The sequence below is a fragment of the Streptomyces sp. NPDC004031 genome (assembly GCF_053604375.1).
In genome coordinates, this window is sequence record NZ_JBSGHL010000092.1 from 1 (window position 1) to 21,115 (window position 21,115).

The 21,115-nt window shown below is 73.5% G+C and carries 13 protein-coding genes and 1 pseudogene; 11 read left to right on the top strand and 3 right to left on the bottom strand.

Going from position 1 to position 21,115, the window contains the following annotated elements:
- Window positions 1-357 precede the first annotated feature (357 nt).
- From ACWERV_RS34840 to ACWERV_RS34870, 7 genes are all read left to right on the top strand, one after another.
- Window positions 358-1,368, top strand: coding sequence for a LacI family DNA-binding transcriptional regulator (locus ACWERV_RS34840; RefSeq protein WP_452940735.1), 1,011 nt, complete (start codon window positions 358-360; stop codon window positions 1,366-1,368).
- 301 nt (window positions 1,369-1,669) lie between these two features.
- Window positions 1,670-2,917 (top strand): sugar ABC transporter substrate-binding protein, encoded by a 1,248-nt coding sequence (locus tag ACWERV_RS34845; RefSeq protein ID WP_452940737.1) that lies wholly within the window; start codon window positions 1,670-1,672, stop codon window positions 2,915-2,917.
- Complete coding sequence (locus ACWERV_RS34850) at window positions 2,917-3,909, top strand: carbohydrate ABC transporter permease (RefSeq protein WP_452940739.1); 993 nt, start codon at window positions 2,917-2,919, stop codon at window positions 3,907-3,909. Before ACWERV_RS34845 ends, ACWERV_RS34850 begins: the two co-directional genes overlap by 1 nt.
- 74 nt (window positions 3,910-3,983) lie before the next feature.
- Complete coding sequence (locus ACWERV_RS34855) at window positions 3,984-4,745, top strand: carbohydrate ABC transporter permease (RefSeq protein ID WP_398192597.1); 762 nt, start codon at window positions 3,984-3,986, stop codon at window positions 4,743-4,745.
- Window positions 4,746-4,868: 123 nt separating this feature from the next.
- Window positions 4,869-6,890, top strand: coding sequence for a glycoside hydrolase family 31 protein (locus ACWERV_RS34860; RefSeq protein WP_452940741.1), 2,022 nt, complete (start codon window positions 4,869-4,871; stop codon window positions 6,888-6,890).
- Window positions 6,891-6,955: 65 nt separating this feature from the next.
- Window positions 6,956-8,752: a beta-xylosidase gene (locus ACWERV_RS34865; protein ID WP_452940743.1), complete on the top strand. Its 1,797-nt coding sequence runs from the start codon at window positions 6,956-6,958 to the stop codon at window positions 8,750-8,752.
- A gap of 58 nt (window positions 8,753-8,810) precedes the next feature.
- Complete coding sequence (locus ACWERV_RS34870; RefSeq protein ID WP_452940745.1) at window positions 8,811-9,209, top strand: signal peptidase I; 399 nt, start codon at window positions 8,811-8,813, stop codon at window positions 9,207-9,209.
- Between the two features lie 185 nt (window positions 9,210-9,394).
- Here ACWERV_RS34870 and ACWERV_RS34875 read toward each other — a convergent pair whose 3' ends face one another.
- On the bottom strand, window positions 9,395-12,877 hold the full coding sequence (locus tag ACWERV_RS34875; protein ID WP_452940747.1) for a phosphodiester glycosidase family protein: 3,483 nt from the start codon (window positions 12,875-12,877) through the stop codon (window positions 9,395-9,397).
- An 812-nt stretch (window positions 12,878-13,689) separates the two neighbouring features.
- On the opposite strand from ACWERV_RS34875, the pseudogene ACWERV_RS34880 reads away from it, so the two are divergent.
- Window positions 13,690-13,914, top strand: a pseudogene (locus tag ACWERV_RS34880) (helix-turn-helix transcriptional regulator); the annotation flags it as partial.
- A 9-nt stretch (window positions 13,915-13,923) separates the two neighbouring features.
- Here ACWERV_RS34880 and ACWERV_RS34885 read toward each other — a convergent pair.
- The gene (locus tag ACWERV_RS34885) at window positions 13,924-15,129 is read right to left on the bottom strand and encodes an MFS transporter (protein WP_452940749.1); all 1,206 of its coding nucleotides are present in this window, start codon (window positions 15,127-15,129) and stop codon (window positions 13,924-13,926) included.
- A 136-nt stretch (window positions 15,130-15,265) separates the two neighbouring features.
- On the opposite strand from ACWERV_RS34885, the gene ACWERV_RS34890 reads away from it, so the two are divergent.
- Window positions 15,266-16,207: a DUF6924 domain-containing protein gene (locus ACWERV_RS34890; RefSeq protein WP_452940750.1), complete on the top strand. Its 942-nt coding sequence runs from the start codon at window positions 15,266-15,268 to the stop codon at window positions 16,205-16,207.
- Window positions 16,208-16,211: 4 nt separating this feature from the next.
- On the opposite strand, the gene ACWERV_RS34895 is transcribed toward ACWERV_RS34890, so the two are convergent.
- Window positions 16,212-16,673, bottom strand: a complete 462-nt coding sequence (locus ACWERV_RS34895; RefSeq protein ID WP_398367387.1) for a nuclear transport factor 2 family protein — start codon at window positions 16,671-16,673, stop codon at window positions 16,212-16,214.
- Between the two features lie 84 nt (window positions 16,674-16,757).
- Between ACWERV_RS34895 and ACWERV_RS34900 the strand changes: the two genes are divergently transcribed.
- Window positions 16,758-17,348, top strand: coding sequence for a TetR/AcrR family transcriptional regulator (locus tag ACWERV_RS34900; protein ID WP_452940751.1), 591 nt, complete (start codon window positions 16,758-16,760; stop codon window positions 17,346-17,348).
- A 284-nt stretch (window positions 17,349-17,632) separates the two neighbouring features.
- On the top strand, window positions 17,633-21,040 hold the full coding sequence (locus ACWERV_RS34905; RefSeq protein ID WP_452940753.1) for a CARDB domain-containing protein: 3,408 nt from the start codon (window positions 17,633-17,635) through the stop codon (window positions 21,038-21,040).
- Window positions 21,041-21,115 lie beyond the last annotated feature (75 nt).

Below are 21,115 nucleotides of genomic sequence, written 5' to 3' on the forward strand. Positions count from 1 at the left end.
CTGGCGCGGCCATGGACCGGGCTCGCGGGCCGCGGCCCAGCCCGCGCGTCCGTCCCGAGCCGGGACGTAACCGGGCCGACCCCGGCAGCAGCCCCATCAGGCCCCGGCCCAGCCCGCGCGTCCGTCCCGAGCCGGGACGTAACCGGGCGGGGCACGGGCCCGGAGCCGACCGGCGCGGCCGCCGACCGGCGAATTCGTGCGCGACCCCTTGAGGGCCGCGCGACCCGGTGCTACGGTCCCGCTCGTCGAATCAGTTCGACACCGCGACGCACCGGCGGCGCGGCGGCGTACGGTTTCGGCACGGCAGTCCGGCGCACACCGCGGCAGGTACGCGGGGCAGACAGCACAGGAGCGGGCATGGCGGTCACCATCGCGGATGTGGCACGGCACGCCGGGGTTTCCCGGAGCACGGTGTCGTACGTCCTCAGCGGCAACCGGTCCATCTCGCCCGGCACCTCGCAGCGCGTCGAACAGGCCATCAAGGAGCTGGGGTTCACTCCCCACGCCGGAGCCCGGTCCATCCGCACCCGCCGCACCGGCGTGATCGCGATGGCGCTGCCCATGGTGCACGGCCCGCACAACCAGGTGCAGATGCCGTACGTGTGGGCGGCGATGACCGAGGCCCAGGAGGCGGGCCTGAAACTGCTGATGCTCACCGCCGACGACGACGGCGCCGCGATCCGGGACGTCGTCGCGACCTCGCTGGTCGACGGGGTGATGCTGATGGAGGTGCAGGAGCGCGATCCGCGGGTGGCCCTGCTGGGCGGGCTGGACTGCCCGGCGGTGATCGTCGGCAGCCCGGACCGCGCGCACGGCCTGCCGCGCGTGGACTTCGACTTCGCCACCATGGCGCAGGAACTCGCCGACCACCTGCTGGAACTGGGCCACGGCGCGGTCGGCTACCTGGGGCAGACGCCCGAGGTGTTCGAGCGCCAGGCCGCCTACGCCTCGCACGCGCGCGACGAGGTGCTGGCGGCTCTGGAGCGGCGCGGCCAGCGCTCCGCCTGGGCGTCCTGCGACGGCTCGCCGCAGGGCGTGGCGGAGTCGCTGGACGGACTGTTCGAGCGGCTGCCCGGTATGAGCGGCCTGATCGTCTACAACGAGCGCGCCCTGCGGCCGGCCATGGACCGGCTGGCCGCGACGGGCCGCCGGATCCCCGAGGACCTCTCGGTGATCGCGCTGTGCCCGGACGAGGAGGCCGAGCGGACCAGCCCGCCGGTGACCTCGCTCTCGCTGCCGGCGGAGGAGCTGGCGCGGCTGGCCGTACGCAGTCTGGCGAGCCTTGTCGCGTCCCGGCCCGTGCCCGCCCGGCAGCTCCTCGCCCCCACCTGGACGGCTCGCGCGAGCACCGCGCCCGCCGCTGGCTGACCTTCCGTACCGCCCCCGGCCCGCACCCCCGCGGACCGGGCCGCCCTCCCGGCCCTTCGCACTCCCCCGGCGTCCGCCCCACGGCCCGCGCCCCCGTACCCCCCGCCACCCCGTCCGCCCCTCCGTCCGCCGTCCCGCCGCCGGTCCCTCCCGGCGCGCCGGGGCACCGTCCCGTACCCCCGTACCGGGCCCGCACCGCGGGCCGGGCATCGCACGCACTCCCTCCCGTCACCCTCCTCCCATCCTCTTGCCGTCCTCCTGCCATCCGTCGAATCAGTTCGATCAATCGAAGAGGCACCTCATGAGCCGCACCACCCGACTCCCCCGCGCGTCCGGACCCTCCGCAGCAGCCGCCTGCCTCGCGGCGGGCGCCCTGCTCCTCACCGCCTGCGGCAGCGGCGCCGCCTCCGGCGGTTCCGGATCGTCCGGCACCCTCACCGAGACCGACTACTACAGCTCGGCCCCGCAGAACACCCAGCTCCCCAAGGTGCTGGACGCGTGCGGCGAGCAGGTCGGGGTGAAGATCCAGCACCAGACCGTCCCCCGCGAGCAGTTCATGCCCAAGCTGCTCCAGCAGGCCGCCGCCCGCTCCATGCCGGACCTGGCCCTCATCGACAACCCCGACCTCCAGCAGCTCGCCGCCACCGGCGGCCTGGTCTCCCTGTCCGGAGCCGGGCTCTCGACCACCGGCCTCTACCCGTCGATCGTGTCGGCCGGGCAGTACAAGGGCGGCACGTACGGCATCGCACCCGGTGTGAACGGCCTCGCCCTCTACTACAACAAGGACTTCTTCACCGCCGCGGGCCTGAAGCCCCCGACGACCTGGGACGAGCTGACCGCCGACGCCAAGGCGCTCACGAAGGGCGCGCGGCGCGGCATCGCCTTCTCCGCGATCGGCACCGAGGAGGGCAGCTTCCAGTTCGAACCGTTCTTCTGGACGGCGGGCGCCGATCTGAAGGACCTCGCCTCGCCGCAGGCGGTGCAGGCCCTGACGCTGTGGAAGGACCTGGTCGACAGCGGATCGGCGTCCAAGTCCGTCGTCAACTGGAGCCAGGCGGACGTCAACGCGCAGTTCCTCGCCGGGAACGCGGCGATGATGGTCAACGGCCCCTGGCAGATACCGGCCCTGGAGGCCAAGAAGGACCTGCACTTCGGCATCGTCCCGATCCCCGTGCCCTCGGCCTCCGCCGAGCCGGTCACGCCGATGGGCGGCGAGGTGTGGACCGTGGGGCGCAGCAGTTCCGCCCGGCAGGCCAAGGCCGTGGCGGTCGTCAAGTGCCTGCTCGACGCCGAGCACAGCCTGGAGTGGTCGAAGGACGCCGGATACATCCCCGGCAACCAGGCCGCCGCGGCGCAGCTCGGCGCGTCCACCCCGCAGCTCGCGGCCTTCGTGACCGAGATCGCCACCGCCCGCGCGCGGACCGCCGAACTGGGCACCGACTACCCGAAGGTGAGTTCCGCGCTCTGGACGGCGATCCAGGCGGCCCTGGCCGGGGGCACGTCGCCGCAGGCCGCGCTGACCGACGCGCAGAAGCAGGCCGGCAGCTGATGTCCGCCCTGCTCGGCAGAGCCTCCCGTCCCCTCCGGCCCGGCCGCACCGCCGGGCGCGAGAACGCCACCCGCCCGGCGCGCGGCCCGCGTTCCGGCCGCCGCCCCTCCCGCACCGGCTGGCGGGCGCTCGGTTTCGTGCTCCCCGCCTGGCTGTACGTGCTGGCCTTCTACGCCTATCCGCTGCTGTCGAACGTCAAGATGGGCTTCCAGGACTACACCGTCTCGTCGTTCTTCACCGGCTCCGCGCCCTGGACCGGCCTGGCGAACTACCGGGCGGTCTGGCACAGTCCGCAGTTCACCCGCACGCTCGTCAACACCGCGCTGTTCACCGCCGGTTCGCTGCTCTTCCAGTTCGCCCTCGGTCTGGCGCTGGCGGTGTTCTTCCGCCGCTCCTTCCCCCTGGGCGGGGTGCTGCGCTCGCTGCTGCTGGTGCCGTGGCTGCTGCCGCTGGTGGTGTCCGGCACGGTGTGGCGCTGGATGTTCTACAACGACTCCGGCGTGGTCAACCAGGTGCTGCTGCAACTGCACCTGGTCCACCAGCCGGTGCCCTGGCTGGTCAGCACGAACATGTCGCTGGTCGCCGTGACGCTGGTCAACATCTGGGTCGGTGTCCCCTTCAACATGGTGATCCTCTACGGCGGCCTCCAGGCGATCCCGGAGCAGCTGTACGAGGCGGCGGCGATCGACGGGGCGAACGCGTGGCAGCGCTTCACCCGCATCACGCTGCCGATGCTGCGGCCGGTCGCCCTCGTGGTGCTCACGCTGGGGCTGATCTACACGGTCAAGGCCTTCGACGTCATCATGACCGTCTCCCAGGGCGGCCCGGCGAACTCCTCGCAGACGCTGACGACCTTCGCCTACCAGCTCTCCTTCCAGCAGCTGACGTTCGGGCGCGGCGCGGCCGTCGGCAATCTGCTGATCCTGCTGGCCGTCGTCTTCGCGGCCCTCTACCTGCGCGCGGTGCGCGACCGGGAAGGAGGTGCCCGGTGAGCGCCCCTTCCGCCGGACCGCGCGGGCTGCGCCGGGTGCTGGTCCCGGCCGCGGGCGTGCTGATCGTGGCCGTGATGCTCTTCCCGCTGTACTGGATGCTCGACGCCTCCCTGCTGCGCCCCGAGGACCTGGTGAGCCCGGACCCGGTGTGGTTCCCGGTGCACGGCACGCTGGCGGGCTACCGCAGCGTCCTGGACTCGCAGGGCGGGCACCTGCTGGTGAGCCTCGGGGTGTCGCTCGGCACGGTCGCGGTCACGCTGCTGATCGCCGCACCCGCCGCGTACGGCATGGCGACGCTGCGCAGCCCCGGCCGGCGCGCGCTGCTCTTCGCGCTGCTGGTGGCGCAGATGATCCCGGGCATCGTGATGGCCAACGCGCTGTACGTGGCCGCCGACCACCTGCGGCTCATCGACTCGCCGGTCGCGCTGGTGCTGGCCGACTCCACGCTGTGCGTGCCCTTCGCGACGCTGATCCTGCACTCCTTCCTGCGCGGGGTGCCGGACGAGCTGAGCGAGGCGGCCGCGCTGGACGGGGCGTCCCGGCTGCGCACCTTCGTGTCCGTCGTGCTGCCGGTGGCGCGCAACGCGGTCATCACGGCGGGGCTGTTCTCGTTCCTCTTCGCCTGGGCCGACTTCCTCTTCGCGGTCACGCTGACGACGCGGGACGACCGGGCGCCGGTCACCGTCGGCATCTACCGCTTCATCGGCGCCAACCTGACGGACTGGAACAGCGTGATGGCCACCGGGGTCGTCGCCTCGCTGCCGGCCGCCGTGCTGCTCGTCGTCGCCCAGAAGTACGTCGCCGCGGGCATCGGCAGCGGCGGCCTCAAGGACTGAACCGCGGGCGGGGCACGGCCGCCCCGCCCGCCGTCCGGTCCCAGAACCCCGGCGCCACAGCCCCCGCAGTCCTTCCGCTCCCCCCGCTCGCGGGGCCCCCGAGACCGACCCCCAGGAGAGTTCGTGCCCACTCCCTTCGACGTCGCCGGCGACACCCTGACCTGGCGCAACGGCCACCATGTGCTGACCGTCCAGCCGTGGGGCGCCGACAGCGTCCGCGTCCGCGCCGGACTGCACCGCATCCTCCCCGGCCTGCCCGGCGCCCTGGAGGCGGAGCCGCCCGGAGCCGATCCCGCCGCCCTCCGTGTCGAGGCCGCCGCGGACGGCTCGTCCGCCACGCTCACGTACGGCCGCGTACGGGTCGAGGTCGACGGGCGGACCGGCCTGCTGGACTTCCGGCACTCCGGCACCGGCGCCGAGGTGCTGCGCGAGCAGCCCGCGCACTTCTGGTGGCCGGGCCCGCGGTATTTCGACGCGCTCGGCGGCGGCCTGCACCGCATCGAGCAGCGCTTCGCCGCCCACCCCGGCGAGCGCGTCTACGGGCTCGGGCAGCACGGCCACGGCCGTCTGGACCAGAAGGGCATGGTGCTGGAACTGGCGCAGCGCAACGGCGAGGTGTCCATTCCCTTCGTGCTGTCCAGCCGCGGCTACGGGCTGCTGTGGAACAGCCCCGCCGTGGGCCGGGTCGAGTTCGCCGCCAACGGCACCCGCTGGGTCGCCGACCGGGCCCGGCAGATCGACTACTGGGTGACGGTGGGCGACACCCCCGCCGACGTCCTGACCGGCTACGCGGGCGCGACCGGCTTCCCCGCCGCACTGCCGCGGTGGGCGTCCGGCTTCTGGCAGAGCAAACTGCGCTACCGCGACCAGGACGAACTGCTCGCGGTGGCCCGCGAGTACGCCCGCCGCGGGCTGCCGCTGTCCGTCCTGGTGATCGACTACCTGCACTGGAAGCACCTGGGCGACTGGGACTTCGACCCGGCCGCCTGGCCCGACCCGCGCGCCATGGTCGAGGAGCTGCGGGAGCTGGGCGTCGAGCCCGCGGTGTCGGTGTGGCCGTCGGTCAGTCCGCTGTCCGCCAACCACGCGCCGATGCGGGACGCCGGACTGCTCGCCGCCTCGGGCGGCGGGGCGGCCGCGCACTCGGTGTGGCCCGACGGCGACACCCCCGCGGAGATCGGGGTCGCCTTCTACGACGCGACCGACGGGCGGGCCCGCGAGTACCTGTGGCAGCGCGTCAAGGAGAACTACTACGACCGGGGCGTCCGCGCCCTGTGGCTGGACGGCTGCGAGCCCGAGATGCGCCCCGCCCCGCACCACCTGGACTTCGCGGCGGGCACCGGCAGCGAGGTCGCCAACCTCTACCCGCGCGAGCACGCCCGCGGGGTGTACGAGCACCTGCGGGCGGCGGGTGAGGAGGCGGTGTGCTCGCTGGCCCGCTCGGCGTGGGCGGGCTCGCAGGCGTACGGCGTCGCCCTGTGGTCCGGCGACATCCCGGCGACCTTCGGCGCGCTCGCGGACTCCGTCCGGGCGGGCCTGAACGTCGCGCTGAGCGGCATCCCGTGGTGGACGACGGACATCGGCGGCTTCCACGGCGGCGACCCGGACGACGAGGCCTACCGCGAACTGGTCGTGCGCTGGTTCCAGTTCGGGGTCTTCTGCCCGATCCTGCGGCTGCACGGCCACCGCGAACCGCGCACCGGATTCGGCCCCATCGGTGACGGCGGCGGCCCCAACGAGGTCTGGTCGTACGGCCCGCGGGCGTACGCGATCCTGCGCGACCTGCTGGAGCTGCGCGAGCGGCTGCGCCCGTACCTGCACGCCCATCTGCGGGAGGGCGAGCGTACCGGCATCCCGCTCATGCGGCCGCTGCTGCTGGCCTTCCCCGGCGACCCGGCGGCCTGGGACGTCGAGGACCAGTTCCTCTTCGGCCCGGACATCCTCGTCGCCCCCGTCACCGAGGCGGGCGCCCGGCGGCGCCGGGTGTACCTGCCGGCCGGCGCGCGGTGGACGGACGCCCACTCCGGGCGCCACCACCCCGGCGGCGGCCACGTCACGGTGGACGCGCCGCTGGACCGCATCCCGCTGTTCGTCCGCGACGACGCGGTGACGCCGCTCTCCCCGGCCGCCGGGCCGCACGCCTGACCGGCCCGGGACCCCCAGACCGTGCGCCGTCCGGCGCACGTCCCCCCACTCCCACGGGAGGCACGATGAACCACCGTCCCCAGCGGCCGCGCCGCGCCCGCGCCGTCACGGCCGGGCTCGCCGCGGCGGCGCTCGCGGGCAGCTGGCTGCTCGGCACCCCGGCGCACGCCGGCCCGGCCGACACCACCGTGAGCATCGACCTGTCCCGCCCCGGCGCCGCGCCGAACCGCGTCGGCTCCGGTTTCCTGTACGGCCTCGGCCAGGACGGTTCCGCCCCCGCCGACAGCCTGCTCCAGCCGCTCGGCCCGACGCTCTTCCGCGGCGGCGGCGCCCGGCTCGACGGCGGCGGCTGGCGCGGCGACGGTTACCGCGCGGGCAGCGGTTACCAGGCCCGGATCGCCTCCGCCCTGGCGCAGGCCCGCCGGGTCACCGCGGCGCCCTACCATGCCACCTACCACCTGCTGGTCTCCGACCTGTGGGGCGCCGACACCACCCAGCCCGCCGACACCGTCTACCCCTGCGACAACGGCGACTGCTCCAACTGGGCCGCCTTCGTCGACCGCGTCGTGGGCGATGTGCGGGCCTCCGGCGTGAACGTCTCCTACGACATCTGGAACGAGCCGGACGGCACCGGCTTCTGGCAGCGCGGCGTCAACAGCGAGCAGTACTACGCGATGTGGGACACCGCGGTGCGCGAGATCCGCCGGCTCCAGCCGTCGGCCACCGTCGTCGGCCCGTCCTACAGCGGCTACAACCACGGCTGGCTGGACGGCTTCCTGGGCCGTACGAAGGCCGACGGCACCCTGCCCGACGTGGTGAACTGGCACTTCGGGCAGGACCCGGTCGCCGACAACGCCGACGCGAACGCGCTGATGGCCGCGCACGGCGTCGGCGGGCGGCCCACGACGATCAACGAGTACCTGTTCGCGCAGCAGCAGAACGCGGGCTACAGCGCGTGGTTCCTGGACCGGCTCGCGGTCTCCGGGGTCTCGCAGGCCGCGCACGCCATCTGGTCCGACTGCTGCACCAGTCCCTCGCTGGACTCCCTGCTGACCGCCGACGGCCGCCCCACCGGCCAGTGGTGGACCTACCGCGCCTACGCGGCGATGACCGGCAGCACCGTCGCCGCCACCAGCAGCGGCGCGATCGCCGTCGCCGGGACCCGCGACCAGGGCGCCGCCGCCGCGTACGCGCTGCTCGGCAACAACTCCGGCCAGTCCGGGACCACCACGCTGAACGTCACCGGCCTGGCCGCCACCCCCTGGCTGCGCGGCGCGAACGGCGCGGTGCACGTACGCGTCCAGCGCATCCCCGACCAGGCCCCGCTCGACGCGCCGGTCACCGTCCTCGACACCGACCTCGCCGTGTCCGGCGGCACGCTGTCCGTCCCCGTCTCCTACGCGAGCGGCACGGACGCGTACGCGGTCACCCTCACCCCGGGCACGGGCGCGAGCGGCCCCGTCACGACGGTGGTGGACGGCACGGTGACCAGCGGCACGAACTCCTTCCACTACGGCGCGAACTGGGGCGTGACCACCGGGGTGCCCGACATGTACCAGGGCACCGCCGACTGGACGTACACCGCGGGCGCCACCGCGGACTTCCGCTTCACCGGCACACAGGTCGCCCTGCACGCCGTCCGCGACGTCGACCAGGGCGTCATGGCGCTCTCGCTGGACGGCGGCGCACCCGTCACCGTCGACGACTACGCCCCCGCGCGCAACGCCTCGGGCACCGTGTGGACCAGCCCCGTCCTGCCGCCCGGCCCGCACACCCTGACCATCACCCACACCGGCACCCGCAACCCCGCCTCCTCCGGCGCCAACATCGCCCTCGACCGCGCGGACGTCACCACCTCCTGACCGCGCTCCCCCGCCGGGACGGCCGTCCCGGCGGGGGACCTTGATAGCGTCGGGCCGCGTGAACGACACCGTGTACACCGGCCGCGCGGCCCATGACGCGGCCCTCGACCGCGGCTGGCTCCTCGGCCACTTCAAGCCCGAGGGCGACCCGCGGCACAGCGAGGACCTGGAGATCAAGTGGGGCGTCCACCCACCCGGCGACACCCGCGCCGCCTGGGTCCGCGGCGAACAGCGCACCGCCCTCCTGGTCCTGATCAGCGGCCGCTTCCGCCTGGACTTCCCGCACCGCAGCGTGCTCCTGACCGAGCAGGGCGACTACGTCGTCTGGGGCCGCGGCACCGACCACTCCTGGGAGGCCGAGGCCGCCTCGGTCGTCCTGACCGTCCGCTGGCCCTCGATCCCCGGCTACACCGCCCCACCCCCGCCCACCACCCGATCGACCCCTGCCCCGGCCTGACGGCTACAAGGCGGGCCAGTTCTGCCGCAACGCCGACCTCGGGGCGACGACGACGGACGCGAACGGGCGGGACATCACGTGCGGGACGGTGTCCGGCAGGCCGCACTGGCACGACTGACGGCGCCGGGGGCGGGCACCTTTCGGTGGCCGCCCCCGGTGGGTGTCGGTAAAGGGTGCGTAGGGGGCTACTTGAGGATCTGGATGGTCTTCGTCGTCGTGACCGGGGTCAGCGACGTGTCGTCGGTGTAGGGGCGCATGGAGTCGTTCGTCACCGAGACCGTCACCGTGCCGGGGCGCAGTGCGGTGAGGGTGTGGGTGGCGGGGTCGAGGATGGCGGTCCTGCCGTGCCTGCGGGCGTCGTCGACGGCCTTCTTGCCGCTGCCGATCGCCAGCGAGGTGGATCCGCCCCAGTCGACGCTCATCGGGTAGGCGAGCGGGACGACCCGGGTGCCGGTGCCGACGCCCTCGGGCTGGACGATGCTGCCGGACAGCCGGGCGGTGGCCCCGACCCGGAGGGAGTCCGGGGTGTCGAGGGTGACGGACTGGGCGAAGGCGTGCACGTCGGTCTCCAGCCACTGCTGGTCGGCGTCGGCGCGCGTGTCCACCGACCAGTCGGCCCAGCCGGTGAAGCCGCCGCGGTCGGGGGTGCCGTACGGGTCCTTGCCGGAGGACGGCAGCACCACGTACGGGACGCCCTCGACGCGGTGGACGTCGGCGATCTGGGCGTGCGAGCCGACCATGGCCGCGCCCTTGCCCGTGGTGTCGCGGAAGTCGGTGAGCATGTTCTCGATGAGCGCGACCTCGTCACGGTCGCCGAGCTGGCTGGACTTCGTCTCCGCCGGGTCGTCGACCGGGTGGTGGGCGAAGACCATGACGTTGTGCACGGACGGGTCCTTGCGCGCGTCGGCGAGCGCCTTCTGCATCATCGGCAGCTGGTCCCAGGCGGTGCCGTGCAGCGAGCCCAGGGAGCTGGCGAGCAGGATGAAGCGCGTGCCCTTGTGGTCGAAGGTGCGGTAGGGCTGCCCGAATTCGGCGGTGAAGTTCGTCAGGTCGGACTGGACGTTGTTCAGACCGTACGACTCGTGGTTGCCCGGCACGTAGTAGCAGGGCACGGAGCCGGACCGGGGGTCCGGCGTGCTGTTCGCGGGCGGTTCCTGGCCGACCGGGATCAGGTCGCAGCCCGCGTCGGTGAGCACCTGGCGGGCGAGCGCGAGGTCCTGCGGCAGGCCGCGGTCGGTGATGTCGCCGTTGAGGACGACGAGATCCGGGTCGGTCTTGCGGATCCGCGCGATCGCGGCGGTCGCGACCTGCGCCAGCGCCGGGTTGTCGGCGGTGAACTGCACGTCCGAGAGCGTCGCGAAGTGCCAGGTGTTCTTGCCCTGGAGCAGCGAGCCGTCGTCCGAGACGAGCGGGTCGGCGCGCAGCGGGGCCTGCGCGGGCAGGTCCACGGGCGTCGGGATGTCCGCCTCGACGCGGTCCAGGACGAACGTGCCCGCCTTCTGCTGGGCGACGTTGGTGTTGATGCCCTGGAAGCTGGAGACGGAGACCGGGAAGACGGTGTTGGCGGGCAGCGTGAAGGTCGCGTACTGCCAGTCCGGACTCGCGGTCAGGGCGGTGCCGTAGACGCCGCCGCTCTTGCCGTTCCCGTCGTAGTAGCCGAGGTAGGTCAGCCCGCCGGGCACGCTGATGCTCGACTTGATCCGCACCCGCAGCCGCAGCGGCTGTCCGGGCACGGTGACGCGCTGGGCGGACGAAGCCGCGGCGATGCCGACGTTGCGCATGGCGGCGAAGTCGATGCGCAGGCCGTCGGGGTCGGCCGAGAAGGTGGTGGCGGCGGTGCTGTTGTTGTGCCAGCGGGCGAGCACGTCGTCGTCGAAGTCGTAGACGGTCTTCGTCTGGACGCCGATGGTGATCGGCAGCTGCACGGACCTGCCGCCCGCGGTGACGGTCAGCAGGGTGCTCGCGGCGGTGAGCGGGGTGATCCGCAGTTTGCCGCCGGCGGGCGTGATGTCGACGACGGAGTGGTCGTAGTCGAGCGTGAGGTCGCGCGGGTCGATCGGGGCGGTGTAGCCCTGTGCGTCCCGGCCGGTGACGGAGACGGTGGCCGCGTCGGCGGGCGTGGCGTCGGCGATCGACAGCAGCTCGGAGGACAGCTCGACGGAGTCGACCGGGCCGAGCACGGTGACCTTCTGCTCGGCCTTCGCCTTCCCGTCGTGGGCCTTGACGGTGACCGTGCCGTGCGCCCCGGACCGCACGGTGAGCGTGCCGTCCTTGACGGACGCGCCGGACGCGGACCAGTGCACGGACTTCGGTGCGACCGCGACGGGCGTGAGGTGGTCGTCGACGCCCTCGGCGACGAGCGCGCGGCGCATCCCGGGGAAGACCTTCACGCCGCCGTCGGCCGCGGCCGCGCCGGGGGCGGGCTTGACCAGGAGGCGGTGCAGCTTGCCGTCGCCGGGGGCGACGAAGACACCGACGCCGTTGGGGTCATTCCGTTCCTGGCCGTCGGAGGGCACGTTGCGCACGGTCGCGTCGTCCTCGCCGAGCGAGCGGGCGACCATCGTGGTGGAGCCGCCGCCGTCCAGGTTGACGGCGGTCTGCACGCCCATCGCGACGAGGTCGCGCGCCTCCTCGTCGATGCCGACACCGCCCTTGCCCGTACCTCCCGGGCCGTCCCAGGTGGCCAGGACGAGGGTGTGGCCGCCGTCCTTGAAACCGAGGGCGGTGCGCGGCGCGATCGAGGTCTCCAGGCCGGGGACGGCCTGGCCGCCGGAGACGACGGTGCCGCCGTGGCCGAGCGCGAACTTCATCGTCCTGGCAGCGTTGTCGGCCAGCGCGTAGCTGAGCGTCGCGGGGTCGCCCGCCTGGAGCGTCCGCAGGGCGGCCGCGGCGGCGCCGCGTCCGACGAGCACGAAGCCGTCCGCCGGGACGGCGCCGGAGCCCGCCGGGCCGTTCGGCGTGACGGAGACGACCGCGCCCTTCTCGACCAGGACCTCGGCGATCTGGTCGTTCGCGACGCCGGTCAGGCCGGTGTTGCGGCTGTACGTGCCCCAGGCGGACGTGAAGGCGACGAGCCCGTCGGCCGGGACGCCGCCGCCGTTCGCGGCGTTGAGCGTCAGCACCTTGTGGTCGGTGCCGCCGAAGGACGCGGTCGCGTCGACGGTGAGGTCCACCAGCTGGGCGATGCCGTCCTGGCTGACGCCCACGTGCTTGCGGTTGCCGGTGGCGTCGGCGGACTTGACGACCTTGCCGTCCTGGACCTCGCCGCCGAGGGAGGCGTTGGAGTTGCCGATGTCGAAGAAGTCGCCGTTGACGCCCGCGACCGCTCCCGCCTTGTTCGCGGCGGCGCTGAGCGGACCGCCCGACGCGACCGGGCCCGACGTCAGCAGGTTGGTGCTGACGGCGTGGTCGGACAGGTCGACGGTCAGGAAGTGCGCGTCGTACCAGCCCTTCTGGTCCAGCGCCTTGACGTGCTGGAGGCTGATGCCGGGGCCGGTCTGCTCGACCGTGTTCACGAGCGGGATCCCGCCGGTGGCGGGCGGGGCGGGTACGGCGGGGGCGCCGCCGTGCTTTCCGCCGCTGTCGGCGAAGGCCGCGGCGGGCGTGCCCGCCACGAGCGCCGCGGCGGCGAGCACCGCGAGCAGGGGTTTCCGGACGGTGAGTCTCATGCATGCACCTCGGGCTGGACGGGACGCTGGGGACCGCGCCCGGCGGCGGCCGCGCGCGCCTTGATCCAAAGGACGCCCCACGGAGGGCGCGTGACGTGACGTCAAGCGCCGGGTGAACGCTGCCGTAACCCCGCGGGGCGCGCGTTTTCACGCTCCGGGGCACCCCTTGCGGTGGCCCGCACGAGCTTCCGCCGGCGGGTGGTCGAGGGACGATCCCGCGACGGCGGCGCGGGGCAGCCCGTGGGGACGGGGGGCGGAATAGACGCGGGGCGTCGCGTGGTTGCGGGGGCATGACAGCGAGTGGGGGGCGCGGCACGCCCACATGGGACCTCGTGAGTGTGCACAAGTACGCGCTCGGTGTCGGGGACGCGCTGCGCGGGGTGGACGGCGCGGTCTGGGTGCTGGTCCTGGACGGCGACGTGCGGCTGGCGAGCGACGCGGCGGGGGCCGAGGCCCTGCACGCGGGGGACGCCTTCCATGTGGACGCCCGCACCGCCTACCGGCTGACCGCGCTGACCCGGGCCGAACTGGCCGTGGGGCGGCTGCTGGCGGTGCCCCAGCTGCCCAGCCCCCTGGTCGCGCGGGAGTTCGCCGACCGGCACCGGGGTATCGCCGAGCTGGTAAGGATCTGCCCGCTCGACCCGGCGTGCGGGCAGTCGCTGTTCGCGGCGAGCTACGGCGGGCTCATCCAGGCCGCGATGCTCCAGTCCCTCGACGCGGACGAACGCGCGCGGCAGGGCCCGGACCCGCAGATCGTCGCCCTGATGTCCGTGCTCGACGCGCATCCCGGGCGTCCGTGGACGGTGGAGGGGATGGCGCGGGTCGCGCACCTGTCGCGGTCGTCGCTCGGCGAGCGCTTCCGGCGAGCCCTGGGCCGTACTCCCGCGCAGGTGCTGCGGGAGGTGCGGATGCGGCACGCCCGCGCGCTGCTGGCGACGACCGACCGGCCGGTGGAGCAGATCGCGTTCACCGTGGGGTACGGCTCGGCCGCCGCGTTCAGCCGGGCGTTCTCCGCGTACCACGGGACGCCGCCGCAGGCGTGGCGCTCAGACCCCGGGAGTGCGCAGCGAGGCGAATCCGGCGCTGCCCGCGACGGCCACGACGGCGCCGAGCAGCATCGCCGCGCGGACCCCGCTGTGGTCGACGACGGCGCCGCCGACGGCCGATCCGGCGGTGATCGCCACCTGGAAGGCCGCCACCTGCAAGGACAGCGCTGACTCGACGCTGCGCGGCTCCGCGCGGGTGACCCACAGCTGGGTGGCGACGGGCACCATGTTGAAGCCGAAGCCCCACACGACGATGCCGGCCGTCGCGAGCACCGGGTTCGTCGTCGCGACGAGCAGCAGGAGGCTCGCGCCGAGCAGCGCGGGCGCGGCGACCACGGCGAGCCGCAGCCGGGCGGCGAGCATGCCCGCCGCGAGGTTGCCGCCGAGTCCGCCGACGCCCCAGCCGAGCAGCAGCCAGACCGTGCCGCCGTCGGTGACGCGTTCGATGGCGAGCCGGATGAAGGGGTAGGCGGCGAAGTTGCCGAAGGCCACCAGGGCGATGCAGCCGACCCCGGCCATCAGGCGGCGGCCGGACACCACCCGGCGCAGCATGGCCAGGCCCGCACCGGGCTGCGCGGGTACGGGCGGCAGCGTCGCCACCACGGAGACCAGCGCCAGCACGCTCAGGCCCGCCGCGGCCCAGAACACCGGCCGCCAGCCGACCGCGTCGCCGAGCACCGAGGACAGCGGCACCCCGATGATGGTCGCCGCGCTCACCCCGAGGGCGAGGCTGGTGGAGACCACGTGGTCGCGTCCGGGCATCGCGCGGATGCCCGCGGCGAGCGCGAAGGACCAGAAGCCGGCTATCGCGGCGCCCAGCACCAGCCGTCCCACCAGCAGCAGCGGGAAGTCGGGGGTCACGGCGACGACCAGGTTGGAGACCACGGCGAGGGCCAGCAGCCCGATCAGCACGGTCCGCCGGTCGGTACGCGGCAGCAGCACGCCGATGGTGGGGGCCGTCACGGCGCCCGCGACCGCTGTCGCGGCGACCGCCAGTCCGGCGGTGCCCTCGCTGACGCCGATGTCCGACGCCATGGCCGGCAGCACGCTCGCGGGCAGGAACTCGCTCCCGACGAGCGTGGCGATCCCCAGCGTGAGCGCCATGACCGGCGCCCACGACCCCTCTTCCCCGGCAGTGCCGGGCACCACCTTGCCGCCTGCCTCGGCGGCGGCTTCCGGAACGGTCGTACGACTCTCAGACATCATGGGCCCAGTCTCCCGGCCCCGTGCGCCCGCGGCTTGACCGTTCGGCCGCTCCCCATGACGCGGACGCCGGTTCCGCGGGCTGTCGGACGTGCGGGTTAGTGTCCTGTCCTGTCTTGCCGCCCTCCGAAGGAGCGTCATGTCCCTGCCCCCGCTGCCGCGGCCCGCGCCCGGTGAGGTGCTTGTGGTCGCCACCTGTTACGAGGAGGGCGCGGCCCGCTGGGGCGGGCTGGTCGAGGCGGCCGGCGGCCGCCGGGAGGGCGGCGCGTTCGTCCTCGCGGAGGGCGGGGTACGGCTGCGCCCGGCCGAGGACGTCCGGTGGGACTTCCTGCACGGCGGCAATGTGCCCGCGCTCCTGCCGGGCGGCGCTGCCGTCCCGCCCGTCGCCGTGCTGGCGGACATCCCCGTGGTGCACGGCGGGGACGGCCCGCTGCTGGTGGACCTGGCGGTGATACCCGGGCGCGGCGTCCGGGTCCCGGCGGCCCGGCTCGGCGGGATCCTGGCACATCTGCTGGACGGGACGCTCGCGTTCGACGACCTCGTGCACGGCATGGACGTGTGCGGCATGTACCAGGGGGACGCGGGGCGGCCCGCCTTCCCCGTGTCCACGGCGGTGTCGCCCCGGCCCTTCCCCGCGCTGCCCGGCGGCGAGGAGGCGCTGCTGGTGCGCACCTGCTTCGACGACGAGGAGGGCTGGCGCGCGCTGCTCGACGAGCTGGGCGGGGCCGACGCGGACGGCAGGGTCGGCGCGGACCTGGACCCGGAGGAGATCGACACCGACCACTACCCGCTGACGGCGCTCGTCGTCGACGACCGGGCCTTCGAGGGCCTGACACCCGGTCATGTCCCCGCGCTGGTCCCGCCGGGCGACCACACCCCGCTGGTCGCGCTCGCCTGCGCCAGGACCTTCGCGGAGCCCGGCCGGCCGCTGACCGCCGTCGATCTCCACGACACGCCGGGGCATGCCGCGGTGCTCCCGTGCGACATGGTCGGCTCGCTGGCGTGCAACCTGGAGATCGCCAACATGGACTTCCACGACTTCGTCCTCGCGGAGGGCGCGGAGCCGTGGTGGGAGGAGTGACCGGCTACAGCACCGGGAGGTCGGTGCCGTGCTCCTCGGGCGGGCGGGGGCCGAAGATACGGCGGTCGGCGGGCTCGATGGGCAGGTCGTTGATGCTGGCCTCGCGGCGGCGCATGAGGCCGTGCTCGTCGAATTCCCACAGCTCGTTGCCGTAGGAGCGCCACCAGCGGCCGCGGGCGTCGTGCCACTCGTACTGGAAGCGCACGGCCATCCGGTTCTCACGGAAGCCCCACAGGCTCTTGCGCAGGGCGTAGTCCTGCTCGCGCTGCCACTTGGCGGTGAGGAAGGCGACGATCTCCTCGCGGCCGTGGACGAAGGTGTCGCGGTTGCGCCACACGGAGTCGGGCGTGTAGGCGAGGGCGACATGCCGCGGGTCGCGGGTGTTCCAGGCGTCCTCGGCCGCCTGGACCTTCTGCCGGGCCGTCTCCGCCGTGAACGGCGGGCAGGGCGGGCGGTCTTCCGGCACGATGGCCCCCTTCATGGAGAACGCGCGTTCTCTACGCGGGCCCTAAGGTAGGGAACGGCCGTTCCCGACGTCAAGGAGGCAAGGATGCCGGCCCCGATCACCGAGGAGCAGTCCCGCCGGGACCGCGACGCGCTGCTCGACGCGGCCGAACGGCTCTTCTACGAACGGGGTTTCCGGGCGGTCGGCATGGACCAGGTGCGCGCGGCCTGCGGACTGCCGCTCAAGCGGATCTACCGCTTCTTCCCGGCCAAGGAGGACCTGGTCGTCGCGATGCTCCGGCGCCGCGACGCCCGCTGGCGCGGGAACCTGGCCGCGTACGTCGAGACCGCCGCCGCCGACCCCCGCGGGCGCGTCCTCGCGGTCTTCGACTGGCTCGCCCGGTGGTTCGCCGAGCCGGGCTTCCGCGGCTGCGCCTGGATCAACGCCTTCGGCGAGCTGGGATTCTCCTCCGGGCCGGTGCTCGCCGAAGTCCGTGCGCACAAGCGGGCCTTCCACGCCCAGGTCGCCGCCTGGACGGCCGCCGCGGGCATCGCGGCCGAGCCGGTGTGCCTGCTCGCCGAGGGCGCGATGGTCATGGCCGGCATCACGGGCGACCCCGCCCCGGCCCGCCAGGCCCGCGCGGCGGCCGAGGCGCTGCTCGACGCCGCGGTGGCGGCCCGCCCGGCGGCCGGCTGAGCCGGGCCGGGCGGGACCTGGCACCGGAGCGCGCCGACGTAGGAACGCCGTGCCGGGAACGTCGTCGATCCGCCAACCCTGTGTAAAGCGTTGACAAAGCCACGCCGCCCTTGCACCCTGTGAGTCGCAAAAAATCGATGACAACAGCCTCAATTACTCGCTGGCGCCTGCAACTTCGCAGCATGACCGCGCTCGACAGGTCACGGAGCTGTGCAAGACGCCGTCGACGCGGCTCGCGTTCTCCCCCCACCCGCTCTCCCGTTCCCGGCAGAACAGAGGAGTTCATGAAACGCAAGCAGCTCAGACGCATGATCACCGGCGTGCTGACGTCCGGTCTGGTGGCCTTCGGCCTCACCCCGCTCGCCGCCACCGCGCACGCCGCCGATCCGGTCAACCTGGCCAAGGGCAGGGCGGTCTCGGCGACCGGCGCGATCGGCGGCTATCCGGCCGCCAACGTCACGGACGGGAACCAGGGCACGTACTGGGAAGGCCCCTCCAACGTCTTCCCGCAGTCCGTGCAGGTCGACCTCGGGCAGAGCGCCACGGTCGAGCGGGTGGTGCTGCGGCTGCCCGCCTCCTGGGAGGCGCGCTCCGAGACGCTCGGCGTCGAGGGCAGCGCGGACGGCACCACGTTCACCTCGCTGGCCGCCGCGCAGGCCCGGCAGTTCGCCCCGGGCTCGGCGAACAACACGGTGACCCTGGACGTCACCGACACCACCGCCCGCTACGTGCGGGTCACGGCCACGGCCAACAACGGCTGGCCCGCGGCGCAGCTGTCCGAGGTGGAGGTGTACGGGACCACCGGCACCGACCCCGGCGGTCCGGGCGACCCCGGCGACCCCGGTGACGGCGACGGCACGGACCTGGCGCACGGCAAGCCCGCCGAGGCGTCCTCCGCGACGCAGAACTTCGTCGCCGCCAACGCCACCGACGGGCAGATCGGCACCTACTGGGAGTCGGCCGGCCTCCCCGCCACGCTGACGGCGAAGCTGGGCGCCGACGCCGACCTCACCTCGGTCGTGGTCAAGCTCAACCCGGACGGCGCCTGGGGCCCGCGCACCCAGAACATCCAGGTGCTCGGCCGCGGCCAGTCCGGCGGCGACTTCACCTCGCTGGCCGCCCCGAAGGCGTACGCCTTCGACCCGTCCGGCAACCAGAACTCGGTGCGGATCCCCGTCCAGGGCAGGGCCGCCGACGTGCAGCTGGCCTTCGCGGGCAACACCGGGGCGCCCGGCGGCCAGGTGGCCGAGCTGCAGGTCTTCGGCACCCGCGCGCCCAACCCGGACCTCACCGTGACCTCCGTGACGTGGACGCCGTCCGCGCCGGTGGAGACCGACGCCACCACGGTCTCGGCGACCGTGCGCAACGCCGGTACCGCGGCCGCACCGGCCACCACCGTCAACGTCAGCGTCGGCGGCGTGGTCGCCGGCACCGCCTCGGTCGGCGCGCTCGCCGCCGGTGCCTCGCAGACCGTCTCGGTCGGCGTCGGCAAGCGGGCGACGGGCAGCTACACCGTCTCCGCGGCCGTGGACCCGACCGACGCCGTCATCGAGCTGGACGACTCCAACAACAGCCTGACCGCGCCCGCCAAGCTGGTGGTCGCCCAGAGCCCCGGTCCCGACCTCCAGGTGCTGGGCATCACGGCCAGCCCGGCGAACCCGTCGCCCGGCCAGGCCGTCTCCTTCACCGTCGCGGTGCACAACCGCGGCACCACCGCGTCCGGCGCGGCCACCGTCACCCGGGTCACGGTGGGCGGCACGACGCTCGACACCAGCACCCCGTCGATCGCGGCCGGGGCCACCGCGACCGTGAACGTCACGGGCACCTGGACGGCGACCAGCGGCGGCGCGAACATCACCGCCACGGCCGACGCGACCAACACCGTCGCCGAGACCGACGAGGGCAACAACGCCTTCTCACAGCCGATCGTCGTCGGGCGCGGCGCCGCCGTCCCGTTCACCTCCTACGAGGCCGAGGCGGGCACGTACACCGGCACGCTGCTGACCGCGGACGCCACCCGCACCTTCGGCCACACCAACTTCGCGACCGAGTCCTCCGGCCGCAAGTCGGTGCGGCTGGACTCCACCGGCCAGTACGTGCAGTTCACCTCGACGGTGCCGACCAACTCGATCGTGGTGCGCAACTCCATCCCGGACGCGCCCTCCGGCGGCGGCATCGAGGCCACCCTGAGCCTGTACGTCAACGGCTCCTACGTCCGCAAGCTCACCCTCTCCTCGGTGCACAGCTGGCTGTACGGCACCACCGACGACCCCGAGGGCCTGACCAACCGCCCCGGCGGCGACGCCCGGCGGCTGTTCGACGAGACCAGCGCGCTGCTCAACCAGAGCTACCCGGCCGGCACCACCTTCCGGCTGCAGCGCGACACCGGTGACACCGCGTCCTTCTACATCATCGACTCGGTCGACCTGGAGCAGGTCGCGCCGCCGAACGCCAAGCCCGGCAACTGCACCTCGATCACCGAGTACGGCGCGGTGCCGGACGACGGGATCGACGACACCGCGGCGATCCAGAAGGCCGTCATGGACGACCAGAACGGCGTCATCAACTGCGTCTGGATCCCGGCCGGGCAGTGGCGGCAGGAGCAGAAGATCCTCACCCCGGACCCGCTGCACCGCGGCCAGTACAACCAGGTCGGCATCAGCAACGTCACGATCCGCGGCGCGGGCATGTGGTACTCGCAGCTCTACACGCTCACCCAGCCGCAGGACGCGGGCGGCATCAACCACCCGCACGAGGGCAACTTCGGCTTCGACATCGACGGCAACACGCAGATCTCCGACATCGCCATCTTCGGCTCCGGCCGGATCCGCGGCGGTGACGGCAACGCCGAGGGCGGGGTGGGCCTCAACGGCCGCTTCGGCAAGAACACCAAGATCAGCAACGTGTGGATCGAGCACTCCAACGTCGGTGTGTGGGTCGGCCGCGACTACGACAACATCCCCGACCTGTGGGGCCCGGCCGACGGCCTGCAGTTCAGCGGCATGCGCGTCCGCGACACCTACGCCGACGGCATCAACTTCACCAACGGCACCCGCAACTCGCAGGTCTTCAACTCCTCCTTCCGCACCACCGGCGACGACTCGCTCGCGGTGTGGGCCAGCAAGTACGTCAAGGACCAGTCGGTCGACATCGGCCACGACAACCACTTCACCAACAACACGATCCAGCTTCCGTGGCGGGCCAACGGCATCGCGATCTACGGCGGTTACGGCAACACGGTCGAGAACAACCTCGTCTACGACACCATGAACTACCCGGGCATCATGCTGGCGACCGACCACGACCCGCTGCCCTTCTCCGGGCAGACCCTCGTCGCCAACAACGCCCTCTACCGCACCGGCGGCGCCTTCTGGGGCGAGCAGCAGAAGTTCGGCGCCATCACGCTCTTCCCGTCCAGCCGTGACATCACCGGGGTCACGATCCGCGACACCGAGATCCACGACTCGACGTACGACGGGATCCAGTTCAAGACCGGCGGCGGCAACATGCCGGGCGTCGTGATCAGCAACGTGACGATCGACAAGTCGAACAACGGCGCGGGCATACGGGCCATGGGCGGAGCCCGGGGCAGCGCGACGCTGACGAACGTGACGATCACCGGCTCCGCGCAGGGCGACGTCCTGATCGAACCCGGCTCGGGATTCACCATCAGCGGCACACCGAACAGGTGAGCCGTGCCGCCGCCCGCCCCCCCGGGGGCGCGGGCCCCCCGGGGGGGCCCCCCGGGCCCCCCGGGGCGGGGGCGA